At 71.6% G+C, this 22,518-nt stretch carries 25 protein-coding genes; 15 read left to right on the top strand and 10 right to left on the bottom strand.

Features of this window, described 5'->3' with window-relative positions:
* The first annotated feature begins 16 nt into the window (after nucleotides 1-16).
* On the top strand, nucleotides 17-706 hold the full coding sequence (locus ACQP00_RS46095; protein ID WP_433209843.1) for a TIGR03943 family putative permease subunit: 690 nt from the start codon (nucleotides 17-19) through the stop codon (nucleotides 704-706).
* Entirely contained in the window at nucleotides 707-1,423 is a 717-nt protein-coding gene (locus ACQP00_RS46090; protein ID WP_433209841.1) for a histidine phosphatase family protein, read from the top strand. It abuts the gene before it with no gap.
* On the opposite strand, the gene ACQP00_RS46085 is transcribed toward ACQP00_RS46090, so the two are convergent.
* On the bottom strand, nucleotides 1,396-2,154 hold the full coding sequence (locus ACQP00_RS46085) for a potassium channel family protein (RefSeq protein ID WP_433209839.1): 759 nt from the start codon (nucleotides 2,152-2,154) through the stop codon (nucleotides 1,396-1,398). The two genes, ACQP00_RS46090 and ACQP00_RS46085, sit on opposite strands and share 28 nt — an antisense overlap.
* A gap of 115 nt (nucleotides 2,155-2,269) precedes the next feature.
* Between ACQP00_RS46085 and ACQP00_RS46080 the strand changes: the two genes are divergently transcribed.
* Nucleotides 2,270-2,746, top strand: coding sequence for a YcxB family protein (locus tag ACQP00_RS46080; protein WP_433209837.1), 477 nt, complete (start codon nucleotides 2,270-2,272; stop codon nucleotides 2,744-2,746).
* Between the two features lie 52 nt (nucleotides 2,747-2,798).
* On the opposite strand, the gene ACQP00_RS46075 is transcribed toward ACQP00_RS46080, so the two are convergent.
* The gene (locus tag ACQP00_RS46075) at nucleotides 2,799-3,773 is read right to left on the bottom strand and encodes a class I SAM-dependent methyltransferase (RefSeq protein ID WP_433209835.1); all 975 of its coding nucleotides are present in this window, start codon (nucleotides 3,771-3,773) and stop codon (nucleotides 2,799-2,801) included.
* A 91-nt stretch (nucleotides 3,774-3,864) separates the two neighbouring features.
* On the opposite strand from ACQP00_RS46075, the gene ACQP00_RS46070 reads away from it, so the two are divergent.
* The 5 genes from ACQP00_RS46070 (at nucleotide 3,865) to cobF (ending at nucleotide 8,242) form a co-directional block, all read left to right on the top strand.
* On the top strand, nucleotides 3,865-4,272 hold the full coding sequence (locus ACQP00_RS46070) for a TOBE domain-containing protein (RefSeq protein ID WP_433209833.1): 408 nt from the start codon (nucleotides 3,865-3,867) through the stop codon (nucleotides 4,270-4,272).
* Nucleotides 4,269-5,078: a molybdate ABC transporter substrate-binding protein gene (gene modA, locus ACQP00_RS46065; RefSeq protein ID WP_433209831.1), complete on the top strand. Its 810-nt coding sequence runs from the start codon at nucleotides 4,269-4,271 to the stop codon at nucleotides 5,076-5,078. Before ACQP00_RS46070 ends, modA begins: the two co-directional genes overlap by 4 nt.
* Nucleotides 5,075-5,917: an ABC transporter permease gene (locus tag ACQP00_RS46060; RefSeq protein ID WP_433209829.1), complete on the top strand. Its 843-nt coding sequence runs from the start codon at nucleotides 5,075-5,077 to the stop codon at nucleotides 5,915-5,917. The genes modA and ACQP00_RS46060 overlap by 4 nt, the downstream gene beginning before the upstream one ends.
* Before the next feature lie 259 nt (nucleotides 5,918-6,176).
* Complete coding sequence (locus ACQP00_RS46055; protein ID WP_433209827.1) at nucleotides 6,177-7,232, top strand: ABC transporter ATP-binding protein; 1,056 nt, start codon at nucleotides 6,177-6,179, stop codon at nucleotides 7,230-7,232.
* Between the two features lie 272 nt (nucleotides 7,233-7,504).
* Nucleotides 7,505-8,242, top strand: coding sequence for a precorrin-6A synthase (deacetylating) (gene cobF, locus ACQP00_RS46050; RefSeq protein ID WP_433209825.1), 738 nt, complete (start codon nucleotides 7,505-7,507; stop codon nucleotides 8,240-8,242).
* Here cobF and ACQP00_RS46045 read toward each other — a convergent pair.
* Nucleotides 8,239-9,447 carry an aldo/keto reductase gene (locus ACQP00_RS46045; RefSeq protein WP_433209823.1) on the bottom strand — a complete coding sequence of 403 codons (1,209 nt, stop codon included), beginning with the start codon at nucleotides 9,445-9,447 and terminating at the stop codon, nucleotides 8,239-8,241. The genes cobF and ACQP00_RS46045 overlap by 4 nt on opposite strands.
* Nucleotides 9,448-9,510: 63 nt before the next feature.
* Here ACQP00_RS46045 and ACQP00_RS46040 point away from each other — a divergent pair, with 63 nt between their 5' ends.
* Nucleotides 9,511-10,182: a TetR/AcrR family transcriptional regulator gene (locus tag ACQP00_RS46040; protein WP_433209821.1), complete on the top strand. Its 672-nt coding sequence runs from the start codon at nucleotides 9,511-9,513 to the stop codon at nucleotides 10,180-10,182.
* A 43-nt stretch (nucleotides 10,183-10,225) separates the two neighbouring features.
* Entirely contained in the window at nucleotides 10,226-10,978 is a 753-nt protein-coding gene (locus tag ACQP00_RS46035; RefSeq protein WP_433209819.1) for a zf-HC2 domain-containing protein, read from the top strand.
* Here the strand turns inward: ACQP00_RS46035 and ACQP00_RS46030 are convergent.
* The 6 genes from ACQP00_RS46030 to ACQP00_RS46005 are packed head-to-tail and all read right to left on the bottom strand — an operon-like array spanning nucleotide 10,975 to nucleotide 15,834.
* Entirely contained in the window at nucleotides 10,975-11,472 is a 498-nt protein-coding gene (locus ACQP00_RS46030) for a pyridoxamine 5'-phosphate oxidase family protein (RefSeq protein WP_433209817.1), read from the bottom strand. The genes ACQP00_RS46035 and ACQP00_RS46030 overlap by 4 nt on opposite strands.
* Before the next feature lie 50 nt (nucleotides 11,473-11,522).
* Nucleotides 11,523-11,846 (bottom strand): hypothetical protein, encoded by a 324-nt coding sequence (locus tag ACQP00_RS46025; protein WP_433209815.1) that lies wholly within the window; start codon nucleotides 11,844-11,846, stop codon nucleotides 11,523-11,525.
* A gap of 53 nt (nucleotides 11,847-11,899) precedes the next feature.
* The gene (locus ACQP00_RS46020) at nucleotides 11,900-13,150 is read right to left on the bottom strand and encodes an NAD(P)/FAD-dependent oxidoreductase (RefSeq protein WP_433209813.1); all 1,251 of its coding nucleotides are present in this window, start codon (nucleotides 13,148-13,150) and stop codon (nucleotides 11,900-11,902) included.
* Nucleotides 13,151-13,163: 13 nt separating this feature from the next.
* The gene (locus ACQP00_RS46015; RefSeq protein ID WP_433209811.1) at nucleotides 13,164-14,387 is read right to left on the bottom strand and encodes a deoxyguanosinetriphosphate triphosphohydrolase; all 1,224 of its coding nucleotides are present in this window, start codon (nucleotides 14,385-14,387) and stop codon (nucleotides 13,164-13,166) included.
* Nucleotides 14,384-15,484, bottom strand: coding sequence for an AI-2E family transporter (locus tag ACQP00_RS46010; protein ID WP_433209810.1), 1,101 nt, complete (start codon nucleotides 15,482-15,484; stop codon nucleotides 14,384-14,386). Before ACQP00_RS46010 ends, ACQP00_RS46015 begins: the two co-directional genes overlap by 4 nt.
* Nucleotides 15,481-15,834: a VOC family protein gene (locus tag ACQP00_RS46005; RefSeq protein WP_433209808.1), complete on the bottom strand. Its 354-nt coding sequence runs from the start codon at nucleotides 15,832-15,834 to the stop codon at nucleotides 15,481-15,483. Before ACQP00_RS46005 ends, ACQP00_RS46010 begins: the two co-directional genes overlap by 4 nt.
* 301 nt (nucleotides 15,835-16,135) lie before the next feature.
* On the opposite strand from ACQP00_RS46005, the gene ACQP00_RS46000 reads away from it, so the two are divergent.
* The 4 genes from ACQP00_RS46000 (at nucleotide 16,136) to ACQP00_RS45985 (ending at nucleotide 18,369) form a co-directional block, all read left to right on the top strand.
* Nucleotides 16,136-16,489, top strand: a complete 354-nt coding sequence (locus ACQP00_RS46000) for a hypothetical protein (RefSeq protein ID WP_433209806.1) — start codon at nucleotides 16,136-16,138, stop codon at nucleotides 16,487-16,489.
* On the top strand, nucleotides 16,486-17,445 hold the full coding sequence (locus ACQP00_RS45995) for an ADAM 12 protein (RefSeq protein WP_433209804.1): 960 nt from the start codon (nucleotides 16,486-16,488) through the stop codon (nucleotides 17,443-17,445). The genes ACQP00_RS46000 and ACQP00_RS45995 overlap by 4 nt, the downstream gene beginning before the upstream one ends.
* Before the next feature lie 25 nt (nucleotides 17,446-17,470).
* Nucleotides 17,471-17,899 (top strand): roadblock/LC7 domain-containing protein, encoded by a 429-nt coding sequence (locus tag ACQP00_RS45990; protein WP_433209802.1) that lies wholly within the window; start codon nucleotides 17,471-17,473, stop codon nucleotides 17,897-17,899.
* A gap of 98 nt (nucleotides 17,900-17,997) precedes the next feature.
* Nucleotides 17,998-18,369, top strand: coding sequence for a hypothetical protein (locus tag ACQP00_RS45985; RefSeq protein WP_433050561.1), 372 nt, complete (start codon nucleotides 17,998-18,000; stop codon nucleotides 18,367-18,369).
* 134 nt (nucleotides 18,370-18,503) lie between these two features.
* On the opposite strand, the gene ppdK is transcribed toward ACQP00_RS45985, so the two are convergent.
* Entirely contained in the window at nucleotides 18,504-21,155 is a 2,652-nt protein-coding gene (gene ppdK / locus ACQP00_RS45980; protein ID WP_433209800.1) for a pyruvate, phosphate dikinase, read from the bottom strand.
* Nucleotides 21,156-21,440: 285 nt separating this feature from the next.
* Between ppdK and dusB the strand changes: the two genes are divergently transcribed.
* Entirely contained in the window at nucleotides 21,441-22,502 is a 1,062-nt protein-coding gene (gene dusB / locus ACQP00_RS45975) for a tRNA dihydrouridine synthase DusB (protein WP_433224234.1), read from the top strand.
* Nucleotides 22,503-22,518: the final 16 nt, after the last annotated feature.

Raw genomic sequence — 22,518 nt, 5'->3', positions numbered from 1 at the left:
CAAGCAGGCTCAGGCCGTGATTCTGCTGTTGATCGGCGGAGCCGTGCTGCGGGCGTCGCTGAGCGGGCAGTACCTCAACTACGTCAAGGCGGGCCTGCAGCCGTACCTGATCGCGGCCGGCGTGCTGCTGGTCCTCGCCGGGCTGTTCACGCTCTGGTACGAGCTGCGCGGGCACAAGGGGCACGACGACGACGGCCACGGCCACGCGCACCACGGGCCCAAGGTGGCCTGGCTGCTGCTCGCCCCGGTGCTCGGGCTGCTGCTGTTCGCCCCGCCCGCGCTCGGCTCCTACGCGGCCGGCCGCTCGGGCTCGGCGGTGACCGCGCGCTCGGAGTACGCGCCGCTGCCCGCCGGCGATCCGCTCCCGCTCACGATGCTCGACTACGCCTCGCGGGCCGTGTTCGACAAGGGCGTGTCGCTCGGCGAGCGGCGCATCCAGCTCACCGGCTTCGCGATGCGCGGGCCGCAGGACCAGTGGCTGCTGGCCCGCATGATGGTCAGCTGCTGTGCGGCCGACGCCCGGCCGGTCAAGGTCGCGCTCGACGGGGAGCTGCCCGACGGGCTGGCCGACCAGCAATGGGTGCAGGTCACGGGCAAGTACAGCGGCCGCGAGATTACCGACGACGTCAATGGCGAGGCGATCCCGTTCATCTCGGTGTCCGAGGTCACGTTGATCCCGGTGCCGCAGGAGCAGTACGAGTCGTAGGTGGACACCTCTCGCCCAGCCCTGCTGGTCCTCGTCCGGCACGCCGAGTCGGCGCGCAACCAGGCCAAGAAGGGCAGTGTGTACTTCGCCGACGACGCCGCCCGCCAGGTGGTCCGCGGCGTGCCGGACCATCTCATCGAGCTGACCGCCGACGGGCGCAAGCAGGCCGAGCAGACCGGGCACGCCGTCCGGGAGCGCTTCGGCGCCTTCGACTACGTGTTCACCAGCGGGTACGCGCGCACCGAGCAGACCGCCGAGGGCGTGCTGGCCGCGTACACGACCGCCGAGCGCGCCGGGATGAAGGTCAAGGCCGACCTGTTCATCCGCGAGCGGGACCCGGGCTTCGCCTACGACATGACGACCGCCGAGGCCGAGGCGGCGTTTCCGTGGCTCAACGAGTACTGGCAGACGTTCGGCGGCTTCATGGCCCGCCCGCCCGGCGGGGAGAGCCTGGCCGACGTCACCGGCCGCGTGCACGAGTTCATCAACACGCTCTTCCGCGACCACCCCGGCAAGAAGATCATGATCGTCACCCACGGCGGCACGCTGCGCTGCTTCCGCTTCCTGCTCGAGGGCTGGACGTACGCCCAGGCGCAGAAGTGGCCGGCCGGGCAGTCGCCCGCCAACTGCGGGATCACGACGTACCGGGACGCCGGCGACCGCCTGGAGCTCGTCGACTACAACCAGGTCTACTGGACCGTCGGCTCGGCCGCCTGAGCCTGCCGGAGCACCGCGACCTCCTCGCGCAGCGCCTTGACCTCGGCCAGGACCTGCGCGATGTCGCTCTTGGTGGCGTCCTGGGTGTTGTCGTCCTTGACCGAGATCCGGTCGACGATCCAGGTGGCCAGCGAGCCGGTCACGAAACCGATGAGGCCGATCCCGCCCATCATCAGCCCCACCGCGACCAGCTTGCCGTCGGTGGTGGTGGGGAAGTGGTCGCCGTAGCCGACGGTCGTGATCGTCACGCAGGCCCACCACACGGCGTCGGCATAGCTGGTGATGTTCGCGTCCGGGTTGGCCCGCTCGGAGTCGAGCACGGCCAGCGCCGCCACGAAGATCAGCAGGATGCTCGTCGCGCCCACATACAGTGCCAGCCGGCCGCGCGCCCACGCCTCCGTGCGCCGCGTCAGCACGAGGACCGCCGTGAACAGCCGCAGGACGCGCAAAGGGCGAAGAACCGGCAGCAGCAGTACCGCCAAATCGAACAGATTCCCGCGCACGAACCGGATCCGCTCGACGTGCAACAGGAACCGGACCACGTAGTCGCCCACGAACAGGGCCCAGATCGTGATGTTGGCGACCTGGCAGGCGTCGTGCCAGGTCCGGGCCAGTTCCGGGCGCAGGATCGGCACCGCGTACGCGACGAGGAACACCACGGCCAGCGCGGTGAGCGGCCCGGCGGTGCGCCGTTCCCAGGCGTCGGCGCGCTGGTCACTGCGGATGTTCATGGCCACAGCATGCACCCGATCGGCCCGCTCGCAAGGTCAGGATTTGCCCCGGGCCCGGTCTTCCCGTCCCGCACGGATGGCGTACCCTACGGCAGCAATCGATGAACGGGGACTGATGCTGATCACGCTGACGGTCCAGCCGGACCGCGGCCGGACGCGCCGGGCCCTGCGGGCGCGCATGCGGGGCAGCCTGCGCTCGTGGAACATGATCGGCGGGGGCCTGTCGGTCGCCGGGCTCAGCGCCCTCATCCTCGGCCTCCCGATCGGCGCGGGCGTGCTGCTGACCCCGGGCGTGGTGATCCTCGTCGGCCCGTGGCTGCTGACCCAGGCGGCGGCGAAGGCGCGGACCGGGGTGTTCGCGGAGACGGCCACCTACGAGATCACCGACACCGGCGTGCGGGTCTTCACGCCCTCGATGCGCACGGGGTACGAGTGGTCGGCCGTCGAGCGGGTCGAGGACAACGGCGAGTTCTGGATCGTCGTGGTCGGGGGCAACGGTCTCCTGGTGCTGCCGTTCACGCTGCTGCCGGAGCCTGAGGAGCGCAAGGTTCGCGATCTTCTGTCTGAGCGTGGTCTTCTGACGCCGGTTTAGTTGGTTGGTCGCGAAATATCCGGCTCGTTCCTCACCGGATATTTCGGACATATCACGATTTAGCGGGGCGCCTGCCTGTGTTTCCTGGTCGCGGCGTCTCCCGCGGCCGGGCGTGGCGGACGGCCAGCGCGAAGAACCGATCCTCGCCGTCGTCGTACTCGGTCAAGGTCCAGCCGGACGCCTCGCACGCCGCCGTGAGCGGGCTCTGGGCCAGCGGCTCGTCCGGGCGCAGCGTGCGACCGTGGCGGGCGGCCAGCCGGGCCCGGCCCGAGGGGTGGAAGAGCACCAGGCGGCCGCCGGGCCGGGTCGCGCGGGCCAGTTCGCGCAGCCCCTCGGTGGCGTCGGGCAGGTGCATCACGAGGCCGGCGGCGAAGATCGCGTCGAGGGCGCCGGTCGCGAACGGCAGCCGGCGGGCATCGCCCAAAATCAAGAACTCTTCGCGGGTACGGGCGACCTCCAGCATCTCCGCCGTCACGTCCAGCCCGATCACCGTCCCCGCCGGCCCGACCGCGTCGCGCAGGGCGGGCAGGGCGCGGCCGGTGCCGCAGCCCGCGTCGAGCACCGTGCCGCCGCTCGGGAGCCCGGCCCGGCACACCGCGGCCGCGTAGGCCGGAGCGTCGTCCCCGAAGCGGGTGTCCCAGGTGGCCGCGCGGACGCCGAAGAAGGCGCGGGACTCCCGCAGGTACCACCGCTGGTGCTCGGCCAGGTGGGGCGCGACGTGGCGGATCACCGGCCAGGCGCGGTCGTGCAGGTCGACCACGATGTCGGCGTGGTCGCCGCGGGCCGCCTCCTCGGCGTGGCGGTCGCGGGACGTGCGCAGCCACACGACCACGCGCGGGCCGCCGCCCTCGACGTCGATGGTGGTGCCTTCGTGGCGTACGGCGGCGGCCTCCCGCAGGGTCGCGGCGAGCCGGTCGGCCGTGTCCGCCACCACCTCGGCGTCCGTGCCGTCGACTACGACCGTGGACGGACCCGGCGCGACCGCGTACGTCACCAGGCTGAGCACCTCGGACCAGCGCTGCGTCATGGGTCCATCATGCCCCGGTCGCATTTTGTTGTGCAGATACCAGCCTGGAGACCGATTCGCCCTCGCAACTGCGAGATATAGGCTTTCGACCATGACGACGTTCCGGATCGGCGAGGCGGCCGAGTTGCTCGGCGTCAGCGCGGACACGCTCCGGCGCTGGGTCGACGCCGGCAAGGTGGCCGCCGGGCGGGACGAGCACGGGCACCGCGTGATCGACGGCGTCGACCTGGCCGCGTTCGCTCGGTCGCAGGCGGCCGAGGCGGACGCGGGGGCCGAGGGCTCGTCGGCGCGCAACCGGCTGCGCGGGATCGTCACCGCCGTGGTCAAGGACACCGTGATGGCCCAGGTCGACATCCAGGCCGGGCCGTTCCGGGTGGTGTCGCTGATGAGCCGGGAGGCCGCCGACGAGCTCGACCTGCAGGTCGGGTCGGTGGCCATCGCCGTGATCAAGTCGACCACCGTCGTGGTGGAGCGGGTATTGGAGAGGGGACATCGATGAGGCGTGCGTTCTTGGCCGCGCTCGTGGCGGTCACGGTCGGGCTGACCGGCCTGGCCGGCTGCGGGGACGACACCAGCAACGACACGAACAACCAGCCGGCCGCCCCGACCTCGGGCGCGGCGACCGGCGTCACCGGCACCATCAACGTCTTCGCGGCGGCGTCGCTCACCGAGTCCTTCAACAAGATCGGCAAGGACTTCGAGGCGGCCAACCCCGGCAGCAAGGTCACCTTCAACTACGCCGGCAGTTCCGCCCTCGCCACCCAGATCAACCAGGGCGCCCCGGCCGACGTGTTCGCCTCGGCCGCGCCCGCGAACATGAAGACCGTCACCGACGCCGGCAACGCCTCGGGCGAGCCGACCACGTTCGTGAAGAACCAGCTCGTGATCGCCGTGCCGAAGGGCAACCCCAAGGGCGTCAAGACCCTGGCCGACCTGACCAAGCCGGGCGTGAAGGTGGCCCTGTGCGCGGAGCAGGTGCCGTGCGGCGCGGCCGCCAAGACCGCCCTGACCGCGGCGAACGTCAAGCTCACCCCGGTGACCCTGGAGCAGGACGTGAAGTCGGCGCTGTCCAAGGTGACCCTGGGCGAGGTGGACGCCGCCCTGGTGTACCGCACCGACGCCAAGGCCGCGGCGGCCAACGTCGACGGCGTGGAGTTCGCGGAGTCCGCGGGCGCCATCAACAACTACCCGATCGTGGTGCTCAAGAGCGCCCCGAACGCGGCGGGGGCCAAGGCCTTCGTCGCCTACGTGCTGTCGGACAAGGGCAAGGCGGTCCTCGCGGACGCCGGCTTCCAGGCTCCGTGACCGACCGCGTCTCCGGTTCGACGGGCCGGCGCCTCGCGAGGGGCGCCGGTTCGGCCCGGCAGCGGCGGGTCCCGCTGGGGCTGCTGCTGCCCGCGGGCATCGGGTTGCTTTTTCTGGTACTTCCCTTGGCCGGGCTCCTGATCCGCGCGCCCTGGACCACGCTGCCGGAGCGGATCACGCAGCCCGGGGTGCTGACGGCGCTGCGGCTGTCGCTGCAGAGCGCGACCATCGCCACCGTGCTGTGCCTGGTGTTCGGGGTGCCGCTGGCCTGGCTGCTCGCGCGGGTGGAGTTCCCCGGGCGGCGGATCGTGCGGGCGATCGTGACGGTGCCGCTGGTGCTGCCGCCGGTGGTCGGGGGCGTGGCGCTGCTGCTCGTGTTCGGGCGGCGGGGCATCCTGGGGCAATACCTGGACCGCGCGTTCGGAATCACGCTGCCGTTCACCACCAGCGCCGTCGTCCTGGCCGAGGCGTTCGTGGCGATGCCATTCCTGATCATCGCGGTCGAGGGCGCGCTGCGCGGGGCGGACAGCCGCTACGAGGAGGCGGCGGCCACCCTCGGGGCCGGGCGCTGGACGACCTTCACGCACGTGACCCTGCCGCTGGTGGCGCCGGGCATCGCGGCCGGCGGGGTGCTGTGCTGGGCCCGCGCGCTCGGCGAGTTCGGGGCGACGATCACGTTCGCGGGCAGCTTCCCGGGGCGCACGCGGACGATGCCGCTGGAGGTGTACCTCGCGCTGGAGACCGACATCCAGGCCGCCATCGTGCTGAGCCTGATCCTGCTCGCCGTCTCGGTCGCGATTTTGGCCTCGCTGCGCGACAAATGGATCTCGGCCGCATGAACGCCTTTTTTGCCGCCCGGCTCGACGGTCGGGTCTCGGTTCGAGCGACTTCTTGGCCTCGCGACTTCTTGGCCTCGCGACTTCTTGGCCTCGGAACTTTCTTGGCCTGTGGCTTCTTGGCCCGCGGCTTCTTGCCCCCGCGCGGCTTTCTTGGCTCGCGCGGCTTCTTGCCTGCGCGGCTCTTTGGCTGCGCGGCTCGGCGGCTGGAGCTCGGTATGAGCGGCTCGTTGGCTGTGCGGCTCGGCGGCTGGATTTCGGTATGAGCGACTTTCTCGATGCGCGGCTCGTCGTGGATCGCGGCACGTTTCGGTTGGACGTCGAGTTGCGGATCTCGGCGGGGGAGGTGGTCGCGCTGCTCGGGCCGAACGGGGCGGGGAAGACCACGGCGCTGCGGGCGCTGGCCGGGCTCGCCTCGCTGACCGACGGGCACATCGCGCTCGACGGCAAGGACCTCGACCGGCCGGCGCGGCGGGAGTGGGTGCCGCCGGAGCGGCGGTCGATCGGGGTGGTGTTCCAGGAGTACCTGCTGTTCCCGCACCTGACCGCGCTCGACAACGTGGCGTTCGGGCCGCGGCGGCACGGGCGGGACCGCCGGACTGCGCGCGCGGAGGCGACGGCGTGGCTGGGCCGCGTGGGGCTGGGCGATTTCGCGCGGCGTAAACCCCGGCAGCTCTCCGGCGGGCAGGCGCAGCGGGTGGCGTTGGCGCGGGCACTGGCAGTACAACCGGCGCTGTTGTTGCTTGATGAACCGCTCGCCGCGCTGGACGCGGGGACCCGGGCCGACACCCGCGCCGAGCTGCAGCGCCATCTGGCCGGGCATCCGGGTGCGACGCTGCTGGTGACGCATGATCCGCTCGACGCGCTGGTGCTGGCCGATCGCCTGGTGATCGTGGAGCAGGGCGGCGTCGTGCAGGAGGGGGACGCGGCCGAGATCACCGCGCGGCCGCGGACCGAGTACGTGGCGCGGCTGGTCGGGCTGAACCTGTACCGGGGGCGGGCCGACGGGCACGCGATCGACGTGGGCGGGATCGTGCTGACGGCGGCCGACGCGCTGCAGGGGGACGCGTTCGTGGCGTTCCCGCCGTCGGCGGTGGCGCTGCACGGGTCCCGGCCCGACGGTAGCCCGCGCAACACCTGGCCGGCGACGATCGCGGGCCTGCAGCGGCATGGGGACAACCTGCGGATCCAGCTCGACGGGGTGCTGCGGGCGGCGGCGGACGTCACGCCGGCGGCGGCTGCGCACCTGGAGCTGACGCCGGGGCGCGAGGTGTGGGCGGCGGTCAAGGCGACCGAGACTCGGGCTTATCCGGCTTGACCTTGCGCCGGCCGCGTGGCTGGAGCTGTCGTCGCGGCGCGGGGTGGGGCGAAGCTAACGCCGCGGCGCGGGGTGAGGCGAAGCTGACGCTGCGGCGCGGGGTGGGGCGAAGCTGACGCCGCGGCGCCGGGTGGGGCGGCGGTCGAGGCGGCCGAGACCCGGGCTTGTCTGGCCTGACGTGGCCCCAGCCGCGTGGCTGGAGGTGACGCCGCGATGCGGGGTGGGGCGGGCCTACTCGGCGGGACGTCTTGCGCGGCTTTTACGATGGCCGCATGCGCAAGGTGTTGATCATTGGTGTCGGGGCGGGCGACCCGGAGCAGGTGACCGTCCAGGCGATCAACGCCATGAACGAGGTCGACGTGTTCTTCGTGCTCGACAAGGGCGAGGCTGCGGCGGAGCTGACCGAGGCGCGCCGGGCCCTCCTCGAGCGGTACGTCACCCGCGCCGGCTCCCGCACGGTCGTGATCGCCGATCCGCCGCGGGACCGGGCCGCGGCCGACTACCAGGGCGCCGTGAAGGACTGGCGGGACGAGCGGGCGCGGCTGCTCGGCGAGGCGATCGAGCGCGAGCTCGGCCCGGACGGCGTCGGGGGCATCCTGGCGTGGGGCGACCCGGCACTGTACGACGGGACGATCCGCATCCTCGACTCGCTCGGCGTCGACTTCGCCGTGGTGCCGGGCATCAGCAGCGTGCAGATCCTGACCGCCCGGCACCGGGTGACGCTCAACCGCGTGGCCGGGTCCGTGCTCATCACGACCGGGCGACGGCTCGCTTCGGAATGGCCGGCCGGCTCCGACGACGTGGTCGTGATGCTCGACGCCGGGCTGGCCTGCCGCCGGTACCGCGACGAGGCCATCGACATCTACTGGGGCGCGTACCTCGGCACGCCGGACGAGATCCTGCTCAGCGGCCGGCTCGGCGACGTGATCGACAAAATCGCGCAGGTGCGAGCCGAGGCGCGGGAGCGCAAGGGCTGGATCATGGACACGTACCTGCTGCGGCGGGTCTAGAGCGCTGAGGCGCCCAGGACCCACCGCTCGGTCTGGTTGATGAAGTCGGTGGGGAAGCCGGCCTTGAACTCGGTGGCGGCTTCCAGCTTCTCGGCCAATTCCGGGGTGAGGGCGAGGTCCAGGCAGCCCAGGTTGTCGCGGAGCTGTTCCACGGTACGGGCGCCAAGCATCGGCAGGACGCCGGGGCGACGACGGGTCCAGGCGAGCGCCACCTGTGCAGGGGTGGCGCCCAGCTCGTCCGCGACCGTGCGGACCGCTCCCGCCACGGCGAGGTCGTGCTCGCTGATCGCGGACCGGTCGAGGCGGGCTTTTGGCGCCTTCGCCGCCGCTTGGTTTGCCGTTTCGATCGCCGCCGTTTCGTTCGCCGCCGCTTGGTTCGCCACCGTTTGGTTCGCCGTTTGGTTCGCCGCCGTTTCGTTTGTCGCTCGGTTTGCCGCTTCGTTCGCCGCTTCGTTCGCCGCTTGGTTCGCCGCTTGGTTCGCCGCTTGGTTCGCCGCTTGGTTCGCCGCCTGGTTCGCGGCTTCGTTCGGCGGCGGAGAATTGTCGTACTTGCCGGATAGAATTCCTCCTGCGAGCGGGCTCCAGGCCGTGACCGACATCCCGAAGGCGTCGGCCATCGGCAGCAGTTCCCGCTCGGCGTCGCGGTTGATCAGGCTGTAGGGGACCTGGAGGCCGGCGAACTGGGTCCAGCCGCGCCACTCGGCCAGGGTGTTGGCGCGGGACACGAGCCAGGCAGGGGCGTCGGAGATGCCCGTGTACAGGATCTGACCGGCGCGGACGGCGTCGTCGAGGGCGCGCATCGTCTCCTCGATCGGCGTGCGCCGGTCCCAGATGTGCACCCAATAGACGTCGATGTGGTCGGTGCGCAGCCGGCGCAGGCTGGTCTCCAGCGAGCGGCGCAGGTTGCGGCGATGGTTGCCGCCACCGTTGGGATCGGCCGCGTCGCGCGTGACCGTGTACTTCGTCGACAGCACGAACCGCTCCCGCCGCCCCTGCAGCAGCTCGCCGACGATCTCCTCGCTGGCGCCGCCCCGGTAGTTGATCGCGGTGTCGACCATGTTGCCACCCGCGTCGTCGTACGCGTCGAGGATGCGGCGGCACTCCTCAACCGGCGCGCCGACCCCGCCCTGCTCGCCGAACGTCATGGCGCCCAGCACGAGCTCAGAGACACGCAGGCCGGTCCGGCCGAAGGTCTGATACCTCATGCATCGACCATACAAGCTGTCTGGTCACAATGTCCAGACGACCCATCTTGTACTGTAGAAGCTGTGAACGCCCGCCGCGACGAACCCGCCGGACCCAGCCCCGAACTGCGCGAACGCATTCTGGAGGCGCTGCGCCGGCTGCTCGACGAGCGCACCTTCGACTCGCTGAGCGTGGCCGAGATCATCGCCGCCGCCGGGGTGTCGCGGGCCAGCTTCTACTTCTACTTCCCAGGCAAACAGGCAGCGCTGGCCGAGCTGGTCCGCCGCGCCGTAGGAGCCGGCCACGAGGCGGCCCAGCCGTGGCTTTCCGGGCAGGCGGTCCTGAACGCGAGGGAGGCAGCGCGCCCGGACGCAAAGCAGGCGGCGGACCAGGCGCGGGAGGAGGCGATGAGCCCGCGGGACGCGTTGCGGCACGGTATTGCCGCCGGAGCTGACCTGTGGCTCGCCAACGCCGGGGTCTTGCGCGCGATCGTGGAGAGCTGGGGCGCCGACCCCCAGCTGCGTGAGCTCTGGCTGGCCCAGATGGCCACGTTCACCGAGGCCACCCTGGTCCGCATCGCCGACGACCCGCGCCTGGAGGGGGTCGACCGGCCGGCTCTGGCGGCGTCGCTGACCTGGCTGGGGGAGCGGCTCTACTACCTGGCCGCGTGCGGGGTGCCGCCGTTCGACGATCGGGAGGTGCTCGTCGAAACGCTGACGCACCTCTGGACGTCCGCACTGGCAGAACGGGCTTGACCGCCGGTGGAACTATCCGGGGCTGGGCGGCGACAATCCAACCGTGGAGTGTGAGCGGTACCGAGAGGCGCTGTCGGCCCGGCTCGACGGCGAGGACGAAGCGATCGCGCCGGCGCTGGTCGACGCGCACCTGGCGGTCTGCCCGGCCTGCCGCCAGTGGGAGCGGGAGGCGTCGGCGGTGACCCGGCTGGTCCGGTTGCAGCCGGTGCCGGGTACGCCGCCCGCGGTGGAGTCCCTGCTCGCCGGGTTCAAGCCACCGAAGCGCAAGCTCGTCGACAAGCGGCGCCTGGTGCTCGCGCTGCGGGTGCTGCTCGGGCTCTTCGGGCTGGCCCAGTTCTTCCTCGGCATCACCCAGGCGGCCGCCGCGGCCAGCGCCAACCATGTCCACGGCTCCGGCCACGTCTTCCACGAGTCGGCCGCCTGGAACGTGGCCATCGGCGCCGGGTTCGCCTGGATCGCCACCCGGCGCGCCACCCCCGCCGGGGCGCTGCCGATGCTGACCGCGTTCGTCGCGTTGCTCGCCCTGCTCAGCACGAGCGACCTCCTCAACGGTACGGTCGAAACGACCCGCCTCATCTCGCACGGCTTCGTGCTGGCCGGCTACGGGATCGTCCTCGCCCTGTCCCGCCCCGCCCTCGACCCGGGCCGCCCGCCGGCCGGACGACAGGGGCCGCCCTGGCAGTGGCGGCGCCCCGCGGCGCTGGACGAGGAGCCCCCGGCCCCCGCCCCGGCCCGCCTGCGCCTGATCCAAGGCCAGGCCCGCGTCAACGACACCCCGACCCGCCGCGCGGCCTAGGCGTTCTGCCGCTCGGCGCGCTGCCGTACCAGTTCCTCGACGGCGCTCGGCAGGGTGGTCTCGAAGTCGATGAGCTTGGCCCACGTCGGCGTGATCACGATCCGGACCATCCCGTCGTACAGGGACCGGATCTCGGCCTCCCACTCCACCCGCTGCTCGTCGGTCATCGCGTAGCTGCCGTTCATCTGCAGGTACTCGTCCGGGATGCCGTCCACCACGTCCAGCGCCGCCCGCCCGCGCAGGAGCAGGATCTTCGGCGGGTGCACCTCGGTGTCGATGGTCAAAGCGACCATCGGGTTGGCCCGCAGGTGGGGCAGCTTCGGCGCGTTCTTCGTGGTGCACAGCACGATCTCGGTGCCGTTCCAGGTGAAGGCGATCGGAATGCTGCGCGGCGTCCCGTCCGTGGCCACGTAGGCCAGCCGGGTCAGGTCACGGGCCAGCAGCTCGCGGCTGATCGGACGGTTCAGAATCTCGGCGATCTCGTGCGTCTCCATGCCCCGGGGACGGAGCCGCCCAGCCGTTCTCGACAAAGCGCTGACAAATTTCAGTGACACACGATGAGCAACGGGAAGACGCCGCAGCAGCCGGCCACGACCGGCACCAGGACGGCGGCCACGGCCCGCGCCCCGCGGGTCGGGGAGCGGCGGGCCGGCGGCAGGGCCTGCTCCACGAGGACCGCCACCAGCCAGGCCACGATCAGCAGGGGCAGCCGTAAGTCCCACCGCTCGTCCACGAAGGCACTCGCGTTGCCGTTGGCGCCCCAGTTCGGGCACTGGCGCTGGTCGGTGATCGGGTGCAGGTACCAGAGCAGCAGAAGAAGGCCGATGAACCCCACGGTGCAGGCCCACAAGCCGCTGAGTCGCGACACGAGCACGAAGCCTAGGCAGCGACTGTGCAGGAGTTGTGGGCCCGCGGTGGAGATCAGTCGAGGAGCTTGTCCAGCGGGACGGTGGGGTCGGCCAGCTTGGCCAGGTCCACCGCGCGGCCCTGGTGGCCGGCGCGGACGAGGGCCTGGATCGGGTCGGTCACGTCCCAGACGTTGGCGTTCATGCCGGCCAGGACGCGGCCGTCGCGCACCCAGAAGGCGATGAACTCCGGGGCCTTGCCGTCCTCGATGGCGGGCGAGCCGCGGAAGACGACCTGGTCCGAGGCGTCGGCGTAGCCGCTGTACTCCATGCCGAGGTCGTACTGGTCGGAGAAGAAGTAGGGCACGCGGTCGTAGGTGATGTCCTCGCCCAGCAGGGCCTTGCCCGCCGCCTTGCCGCCGTTCAGGGCGTTCGCCCAGTGCTCGACCCGGACCCGCCGGCCCAAGAGCGGGTGGTCGAGGTTGACCACGTCGCCCGCGGCGTACACGTCCGGGGCCGAGGTCCGCAGGCCCGCGTCGACCAGGATGCCGTTGTCCACCGCCAGGCCGCCGTCCACGGCCAGCTCGGTGTTGGGCTGGATGCCGACGCCGACGACGGCGAGGTCGGCGGGGAGCTCGGTGCCGTCGTCCAGCACGACGCTCTCCAGGGCGGCGGTCCCGTTGAAGGAGGCGACCTTGGCGCCGAAGCGGAAGGTCACGCCGTGGGCGCGGTGCAGGTCGGCGTACACCCGGGCCACCTCGTCGCCGAGGACGCGCTGCAGCGGCAGGTCGGCCAGCTCCACCACGGTCACGGTGGCGCCGTGGTGGCGGGCGGCGGCCGCGGTCTCCAGGCCGATCCAGCCGGCGCCGACGACGACCACGTTCGCCGCGCGCTTGAGGTGGTCCAGCAGGGCGTCGGACTCGTCGACGGTCCGCAGATAGCGCACCCCCGGCAGCTGGGCGCCCGGCACGTCCAGGGTGCGCACCCGGGAGCCGGTCGTGAGCAGGAGCTTGTCGTAGTGCAGCTCGTCGACGCCGTCCAGGGTCACGGTTTTGGCCGCCGGGTCCAGGTGGGTGACGCGGGTGGCGAGGCGCAGGTCGACGTCGTGCTCGGCGTACCAGCCGGGCTCGTGCACGAACGCCTTCTCCCGCGCGCCCTCCTTGCCGTGCAGGTGGTCCTTGGACAGCGGGGGGCGCTCGTAGGGGCGCTCGGTCTCCTCGCCGATCAGGACGATCTTGCCGGTGAAGCCGTCGGCGCGCAGCGTCTCCGCCGCCTTCGCGCCGGCCAGGCTCGCCCCGACGATCACAAACGTGCGCTCATCAGCCATGACGTCAAGCCTGTCACGAACCGGCCAGGCGCGCGTGCCACGCCACAGCGGACTGGTCGGTCAGGCTGGCCACCTGGTCGATCACCACCCGGAGCCGGGCCGCGTCGTCGGGGGCCGCCCGCCACATCGGGGCGAAGACCGGGTCGAGGGCCTCGTCGCCCCGCGCCAGCAGGGCCTTCACCAGCGTCTGCAGGATGCCCACCTCGTCGGCGTAGCGCTGGGAGGAGCCGGGGCGCCGCATCACGTACCGCAGTGCGATCCCCTTGAGCAGCGCGCAGTGCGCCCGCACCAGCGGCGGGACGAGCAGGTCGGCGGCGTACCGGCGCAACGGGGACGGCCCGTGGCGCTCGCGCGTGGCCGCGACCGCCGCCGCGGCGAACCGGCCGGTCAGCACGCTGGTCATCCGCTTGAGGGCGATCTGCGCGGGGTGGCTGCCGTCGTAGTCGTCCAGCGGCTCGAACACCGGGTCGGCCAGCAGGTCGAGCAGGATGGCCTCGAGGTCGGCGGCCGACTCGTGGGAGTACGCGGCGGCCACGTCCGCGCACAGCGCCCCGCGCTCGCCGGCGTCGATGCGCAGCGGGGCCAGGTGCACGTAGCCGCCGTGGATGCCGTCCTCCAGGTCGTGCACGGAGTAGGCGACGTCGTCGGCCCAGTCCATCACCTGCGCCTCGAGGCAGCGGGCGGCTCCCGCGTCCGCGCGCAGCCAGGCGAACACGGCGGCGTCGTCGGGGTACACACCGAACTTGCGTTTTCCGGGCTCCCGGAACCAGGGGTATTTCGAGACCGCGTCCAGCGCCGCGCGGGTGAGGTTGAGCCCGGCGCCCGGGACCTTGGCCTCCAGCCGGGTCAGCACCCGCAGCGTCTGCGCATTGCCCTCGAAGCCCCCGCACGCCTCCGCGACGGCGTCGAGCGCGTCCTCGCCGTTGTGCCCGAACGGCGGGTGCCCGAGGTCGTGCGCGAGGCCGGCGGTGTCGACCACGTCGGGGTCGCAGCCGAGCCGCGCGCCCATCTCCCGGCCGATCTGGGCGACCTCCAGCGAGTGGGTGAGCCTGGTCCGCAGGAACGCGTCCGTGCCGGCCGTGTGGACCTGGGTCTTGGCGGCCAGCCGGCGGAAGCCCGCGGAGTGCAGCACCCGCGCGCGGTCGCGCTGGAAGGGCGTGCGGCCGTTGTCGGCGGCCGTGGTGTAGGTGTCCTTCTGCGGCTCCGGGACGAAACGCTCGACATCTGCGGAGGTCACGGGTCGAGCTTAGAAGAGTCCTCATCCCGGGGCGCAGGGATCGGCACCGGGGGTTCGGCGGGGGGTTCCCGCGCGGGCGGCTCGTTGAGCGTCTCGACCACCGGGGTCATCAGCACCTTGATCGCGGCCGCGATCGGGATGGACATGAGCGCGCCGACCAGGCCGAGGATGGCCGCGCCGACCAGCGCCGCGAGCAGGATGGCGACCGAGGACATGTCGACGGTGTTGCGCAGCACCCGCGGGGCGATCAGGTAGTTCTCCACCTGCTGGTAGAGCAGGAAGAAGACGATCAGCACGATCGTGGACGTGATGTCGCCGGTGACGAGGGCGACGATGCAGCAGCCGGCCGCGCCGACGGTCGCCCCGATCATCGGGAGCAGGTCGGTCAGGGCGACCCACACGGCCAGCGGCAGCGCGTAGGGCACGCCGAGGGCGAACAGGCAGATGAACGAGGAGACGCCGGCGAACAGCGAGATGATGAGGTTGCCGATCATGTAGCCGCCGACCTTGTCGACGACCACGTTGATGGCCTGGGCGGCGCGCGGGCGACCGGCCCGCGGCACCAGGCGGACCAGGCCGCGGCGCAGGCGGGGCAGGTCGGCCATGAAGTACAGGGTCAGCACCGTGACCAGCAGGACGTTGACCAGTGCGCTGAAGATCCCGGTGACCACACCGAGCGCGCCGCCGCCGATCTTCTCCGGCAGCGAGGCGGCGAACTCGGTCAGCTTCTCGGTCAGGCCGTAGCGGTCGGCGACCTCGCGGTAGGTCCGCGAGCGGTCCTGCAGGACCTCCTGGTAGTGCGGGATGTTGTCCAGCAGCTGCCCGGCCTGTCCGACCAGTTGGGGCACCAGCGACCAGACGAAGCCGACCAGCAGGGCCAGCGCGAGCACGGCGATGATGGCGACGGCGATCGAGCGGCGCACGCCGTGCCGGATCAGCAGCCGTACCGCGGGATCCAGGCTCACCGCCACGAACAGCGCGATGACGACCTGGACGAGGACCTGCCGCACCGAGTAGAGCGCGAACGCGCCCGCGCCCACCGTCAGCAGGCCCAGCCCGGCCGCGATGGCCAGTCGGTAGGTTTTTGCGAAGGTCATCGCTTTGGCCGGATGATGCAAAATTCGTTGCCTTCGGGGTCCGCGAGCATGACCCAGGCGGCATGCTCGGGCGCACCGATGTCCACGTGCCGGGCTCCCATGTTCACCAGCCGTTCGAGTTCGGCGTCGAGGTCGTCGGGGCGCAGGTCGAGGTGCAGCCGGTTGCGCGGCAGCTCCTCGCCGTCGTGCAGGGCGAAGACGATCCGGGGATGACCGTCGACGGCCGGGCCGATGACGACCTCGCGCGGGGATACGCTCTCCACGCGGTGGTCGAGCACCTCGGCCCACCAGCGGCCCAGTCGCTCGGGATCGACCGCGTCGACGATCAGGGCGTACCAGCGACTCCCCATCTACACACCTCCACGGTGAACCGGGGGACCCACCATACGCCGCACCGACCACCGCCGCAGTCGCCCGCGACGCCGGGTGGGTTGGGCAGCTTAGTACCTTTCCGATGCCCTCGTGGCCCAAACGTGCAAATTGCAAAACTCAAAGGACGATCAGCCAGAGGTTCCTGTCCGAACGCACGGAGTGATCGATCAATGAGCACTTGGTAACTTGCCGTGAACGCGTGGTGATGCCGTGCGTCCAAGAGCCGCGAAGCACCAGGAGCACGTGTTGCCTGCTATCGATGAATGCCTCCGCCGTGCCATGACCATCCGTGGCGCGATCGGAGCCAGCCTCATCGACTACACCACCGGCCAGACCCTCGGCCTGGAGGGCGGCCAGGACGACGTCGCGCCGCACGCCGACCCCACCGCGGCGGCCCTCGGCACGGCGAGCGTCATCCATGCCGCGATGCAGACCGCGGCCTATGCCCCGGCGGTGCCCGGCGACACGGTGGAGGACGTCATCATCAGCACCTCGGCCGCGTACCACCTGATCCGGCCGGTACGCACCAGCTTCGACTCCCGACTGGTCCTCTACGTCTGGCTCGACCGGAACGAGGGCAACCTGGCCATGGCGCGCCGCCGCGTCCGCTCGCTGGCCGACGACCTCGCGTGAACGCGGTCGCGGTGGGGGCGAAGGCGAGCGCCCCCGGCAAGCAGTCCCGTTTCCCGAAGGGCACCTCACCCGCCAAGGCCCTCATCCAGCTGGCGGCCCAGAAGGCCACCGGCGCCCTGACCGTGCACGGCGAGCCCGGCGGCGTGGTCTTCCTGCGCGACGGGCTGGTCAACGGCTGCGAGTCGCCGGCCGCGCCCGGCGTCGACCGGCTGCTGACCGCGTGCGGCAAGGTGGCCGAGCGGGTCTGGGAGACCATCCCGTCCCGGCCCGCCCGCGCGCTCGTCGAGGGCGGCCACGTCACCGCGGCCGAGATCGAGCTGTGCGCCCTGCAGGCCCTCTACGACGCCGCGTTCTTCGTGCTCAGCACGGCCAAGGCGGAGATGCGCTTCGACCCGGGCATCGAGCACTGGCTCGGCGCGGACGGCACGGTCACGTCGGACCAGGTGTGCGACCACGTCTCCCGCCAGCGGCGCATGCTCGACGAGGTGCACCCCTCCGACGCAACCGACCTCGCACCGGTCGTGCCGGTCCTCCGGCCGGGACTCGACCGGGTGCTGCTGTCCGGCCTGCAGTGGGAGATCGTCCTGCACGCGGACGGCGAGCGCACCCCGCAGGAACTGGCCGGCCTGCTGGGACGCTCCGCCTACGCGGTCACGCTGGACGTGCGCCGGCTCGCGGCCGCGGGCCTCGTCACGCCCCCGGAGCAGGAGCAAACAACAAAAGCCATCGCATCGGTACCGCATGAGCCCGCACCCGCACCACCTGAGCCCCCGGAGGACCCGCTGCCCCAGCGCGTCCCCGGCACGTTCACGTTCGAGGATCCCGCCCCGTCGCCCGCGCGGCGCGAGCTTCCGGCGGGGGTCAGCGCGCTGGCCGTCCTGCCGGGGGCGATCGACAAGTCGCCGGACGACACGCTGCTGAAGCGGATCCGGGCGGCGTTGCAGTCGCTGCGGTGACGGTGTTGAAAGGAGGAAACGCTCGATGAGGACCGACGCCGAGCTGCGCGGCGAACTGCTGGCGGAGCTCGGACGGCTGCGTCAGGCGGTACCGGAGATCAGCGGTTGCCTGGTCGCCAGCACCGACGGCCTGCTCATCGCCGACGACGCCCAGGCGCTCGTGGTCGAGGGCGTCGCGGCGCTCGCGGCGGCCTGCCTCGGCGTGAGCCAGCGGATCGCCGACAGCGCCGGTCACGAGGACTTTCAGGAGGTGCTCATCAGCAGCACGGGAGGGCACGTCGCGATGTACATGGCCGGCCACGGCGCCGTGCTCGTGCTGCTGGCCCGGGCCGACGCGAACGTGGCGCGGCTGCACCACGAGGCGCGCCGGGCCACCGCGGTGGTGTCCAAGGTGATGGTCGACGCCGCCGCACTGAGCTTCGCGGAGGCCGTGCCGGAGCCGGCGGCATGGTGAGCCGCAACGGTGGGCTGCACCGTAGACCCAGACGAAGTACCGAAACTGCTTCCCCTTCTTCCCCTTCTTCCCCCAGCAACGGACTCTCGGAGGTAGCCATGGCGGACATGGAGACTGCGCTCAAGGAACTCATGCAGATCGACGGCGCCGTCGGCGTCGCGCTCGTCGACTACAACAGCGGGATGGCGCTCGGCGTCCTGGGCGGGTCGAAGGACCTCGACCTGACCGTCGCCGCGGCCGGCAACACCGACGTGGTGCGGGCCAAGATGCGCACGATCGAGATGCTGAACCTCAAGGACGGCATCGAGGACATCCTGATCACCCTCGCCGGCCAGTACCACCTGATCCGCCCGGTCACCGGCCGCTCGGGCAAGGGGCTGTTCCTGTACCTCGCGCTCAACCGGCAGCGGGCGAACCTGGCCCTGGCCCGGCACCAGCTGGGGCGGGTCGAGGACGAGCTCGAGGTCTGAGTTCGTCCGTAGTCGCGCTGAGAAGTTCGTCCGTAGTCGCGCTGAGAAGAAGGCCGGGGCGCCGTTGCCCCGGCCTTCTCAGTGCTCACCGGGGACTCGAAACCCGGTGAACTGTCACCTCGTGCCGACCCACGTCATCGGGAGTCGGATCCGGTGGACTCGATGGCCGCGCGACCGGCCTCCAGGCGCGCCACGGGCACCCGGAACGGCGAGCAGGACACGTAGTCCAGGCCCACCTCGTGGAAGAAGTGCACGGAGTCGGGGTCGCCGCCGTGCTCGCCGCAGACCCCGAAGTGCAGGTCCGGGCGGGCGGCGCGGCCCTCGTCGACGGCGATGCGGACCAGCCGGCCCACCCCGTCGCGGTCGATCGACTCGAACGGCGAGACGCCGAAGATGCCGAGCTCGAGGTAGCGCCAGAAGAACGCGCCCTCGACGTCGTCGCGGGAAAAGCCCCAGCCCATCTGGGTCAGGTCGTTGGTGCCGAAGGAGAAGAAGTCGGCCGCCTGGGCGATGTCGCCCGCGGTGAGCGCGGCCCGCGGCACCTCGATCATCGTGCCGATCTTCACGTCGACGGCGAACTCGCCGATGATCTTCTCGGCCTCGGCGCGGATCGTCTCCAGCTCCTGCACCGCGCCGACCAGCGGCACCATGATCTCCGGGTGCGAGTCGGGCACGGCCGCGGCCGCCTCGACGATCGCGCGCACCTGCATCGCGAACAGGCCCGGGATGACCAGGCCGAGGCGTACGCCGCGCAGGCCCAGCATCGGGTTCTCCTCGTGCATCCGGCGCACGGCGTCGAGCAGGTCCTTGTCCCGCCCCGGGTCCTCGCCGCGCTCCTCGGCCACGGCCACCTTCACCGCGAGGTCCTCCAGGGGCGGCAGGAACTCGTGCAGCGGCGGGTCGATCAGGCGCACCGTCACCGGCAGCCCGGCCATCTCGCGGAACAGGTCCTCGAAGTCGCTGCGCTGCAGCGGCAGCAGCTCGGCCAGGGCGGCGTCGCGCTGCTCGGCCCCGCGGGCCAGGATCAGCCGCTCGACCAGCGCGCGGCGCTCGCCGAGGAACATGTGCTCGGTGCGGCACAGGCCGATGCCCTGCGCGCCGAAGCGGCGGGCCCGGGCCGCGTCCTCGCCGGTGTCGGCGTTGGTGCGCACCCGCAGCGCGCGGCGCTCGTCGGCGTGGGTGAGGATGCGGTGCACGGCCGAGACCAGCGCGTCGGCCTCGGGGTCGAGGGTGCGCTCGAAGTACTGCACGACGGGCGAGGGCTGGACCGGCACCTCGCCCAGGTAGACCCGGCCGGTGGTGCCGTCGACCGAGATGACGTCGCCCTCGGAGACCACGTGCCCGTCGACCGTGAACTGTCCCTTGTGGAGGTTCACGTTGAGCTCGTCGGCCCCGCACACGCACGTCTTGCCCATGCCGCGGGCCACCACGGCGGCGTGCGAGGTCTTGCCGCCGCGGCTGGTGAGGATACCCTGGGCCGCGATCATGCCCGGCAGGTCGTCCGGGTTGGTCTCCCGGCGGACCAGGATGACCTGCTCGCCCTCCTTGGCCATGGCCACCGCGTGCTGGGCGTCGAAGACCGCCTTGCCCACGGCCGCGCCCGGCGAGGCGCCGACGCCGCGGGTGAGCTGCTCGGGCGCGCCGGACAGGTCGAACGTGGGGAACATCAGCTGGGCGAGCTGGGCGCCGGTGACGCGCTGTACGGCCTCGTCGAGATCGATGACGCCCTCGTCCACCAGGTGCGTGGCGATCACGAACGCGGCGGCCGCGGTGCGCTTGCCCACCCGGGTCTGCAGCATCCACAGCTTGCCGCGCTCGATCGTGAACTCGATGTCGCAGAGGTCCTTGTAGTGCTCCTCGAGGGTGGCCATGATCGACATCAGCTCGTCGTAGCTGGCCTTGTCCCGCTGTTCGAGGTCCTGCAGCGGCATCGTGTTGCGGATGCCGGCCACGACGTCCTCGCCCTGGGCGTTGGCGAGGTAGTCGCCGTAGACCCCGCGCTCGCCGGTCGCCGGGTCGCGGGTGAACGCCACGCCGGTGCCGGAGTCCGCGCCCAGGTTGCCGAAGACCATGGCCACCACGTTGACCGCGGTGCCCAGGCTCGACGGGATGCGCTCCTGGCGGCGATAGAGCACCGCGCGGTCCGCGTTCCAGGACCGGAACACCGCCCCGATGGCGAGGTCGAGCTGCTCGCGCGGGTCCTGCGGGAAGTCCCGGCCGGTGTGCGTGCGGAAGATTTTCTTGTACTCCCCGACGAGCTCGCGCAGGTGCTCGGCCTTGAGGCCCACGTCGTCGCGGGTGCCCGCCGCGTGCTTGGCGTCGTCGAGGGCGTGTTCGAACTCGCTGCCCGGCACGTCGCAGACGGTCTTGCCGAACATCTGGATGAGGCGGCGGTACGAGTCCCAGGCGAAGCGCTCGTCGCCACCCGCCTGCGCGGCCAGCCCGGCCACGCTGGCGTCGGTAAGGCCGACGTTGAGGACCGTCTCCATCATGCCGGGCATCGAGAACTTGGCCCCGGAACGGACCGACACGAGCAGCGGATCGGCCGCGTCACCGAGGCGGCGGCCCATCTTCTGCTCCAGTGCGGCCAGGTGCGCGGAGATCTCGTCCCCGCCCGGCACCTCGCCGGAGTCCAGGAAGGCGCGGCAGGCATCGGTGGTGATCGTGAAGCCGGGCGGCACGGGCAGGCCGAGGTTGGTCATCTCGGCGAGGTTCGCGCCCTTGCCCCCGAGCAGGTCCTTCAGATCGCGGTTGCCCTCTTCGAAGTCGTACACGAACTTCTGCACAACGCCTCCATACCCACTGAGCCCTCGTTTAGGTCCTGGGTGTGCGGGTCACCGTAAGGCTTGTTTTCGGGTGGTCGCCATGGCGGGTGACAAGTCTGACAAGAAACGGCACGACCCTCGATTTCCGGTGCATTTGGGAGCGGTACCACGCGCACAAATACGCACGCGCGTCGGGAGAGCGCTCTCTTTTCCTTTTCGATTTCACCCGGCCCGCGTGCGACCATGGGAGGCGTGCCGCTGCAGCTCGGACCGTACGTCGTCGACCCGCCCGTCGTGCTCGCCCCGATGGCGGGCATCACCAACGTGGCGTTCCGTCAGCTGTGCCGCGAGCAGGGCGCCGGCCTCTACGTCTGCGAAATGATCACGACCCGGGCCCTGGTCGAGCGCAACCCGAAAACCATGTCGATGATCCGCTTCGCCGAGGGCGAGCACCCGCGCAGCCTGCAGCTCTACGGCGTCGACCCGGCCACCATCCGCAAGGCCGTGGAGATGATCGTCGAGGAGGACCTGGCCGACCACATCGACATGAACTTCGGCTGCTCGGTCCCGAAGGTCACCCGCCGCGGCGGCGGCTCGGCCCTGCCCTGGAAGCGCCGCCTGTTCGCCTCGATCGTCTCCTCCGCCGTCGAGGCCGCCCAGGGCCGCCCGGTCACGGTGAAGATGCGCATCGGCATCGACGAGGACCACGAGACCTACCTGGACGCCGCCCGCATCGCCCAGGACGCGGGCGTGGCCTGGGTCGCCCTGCACGCCCGTACCGCCGCCCAGCGCTACTCCGGCACGGCCCGATGGGACGCGATCGCCGCCCTGAAGCAGGCCCTGGACATCCCGGTCCTGGGTAACGGCGACATCTGGGAGGCCACGGACGCCCTGCGCATGATGGCCGCCACCGGCTGCGACGGCGTGGTGATCGGCCGCGGCTGCCTGGGCCGCCCTTGGCTCTTCGCCGACCTGGCCGCCGCCTTCGCGGGCTCGGACGCTCGCAGCCTGCCCTCACTCGGCGAGGTGACGGCCCTGATGTACCGCCACGCCGAGCTCCTGTCCGCCTGGCTCGGCACCGAACGCGACGGCGTCACCGACTTCCGCAAGCACGTCGCCTGGTACTTGAAGGGCTTCCCGGCCGGCGGCGAGCTGCGCCGGGCCCTGGCGATGTCGTCGTCGCTGGCGGAGCTGGGCGACCTGCTGGCCGAGCTGGACCACGAGGCCCCGTTCCCGCACGAGATCCTGGGCCAGCCCCGCGGCCGCACCGGCACCCCGGGCAAGGTCGTCCTCCCGGAGGGCTGGCTCAACGACCGCGATTCCGACCTCGTCCCGGAAGGCGCCGAACTCGACGATTCCGGCGGCTGATCACCCGATTCCAGAT

The sequence above is a fragment of the Dactylosporangium sp. CS-047395 genome (assembly GCF_050942185.1).
Classification (GTDB): Bacteria; Actinomycetota; Actinomycetes; order Mycobacteriales; family Micromonosporaceae; genus Dactylosporangium.
Note: the sequence above shows the minus strand (reverse complement) of the source record. Positions and strands in the feature narration are given on the sequence as shown.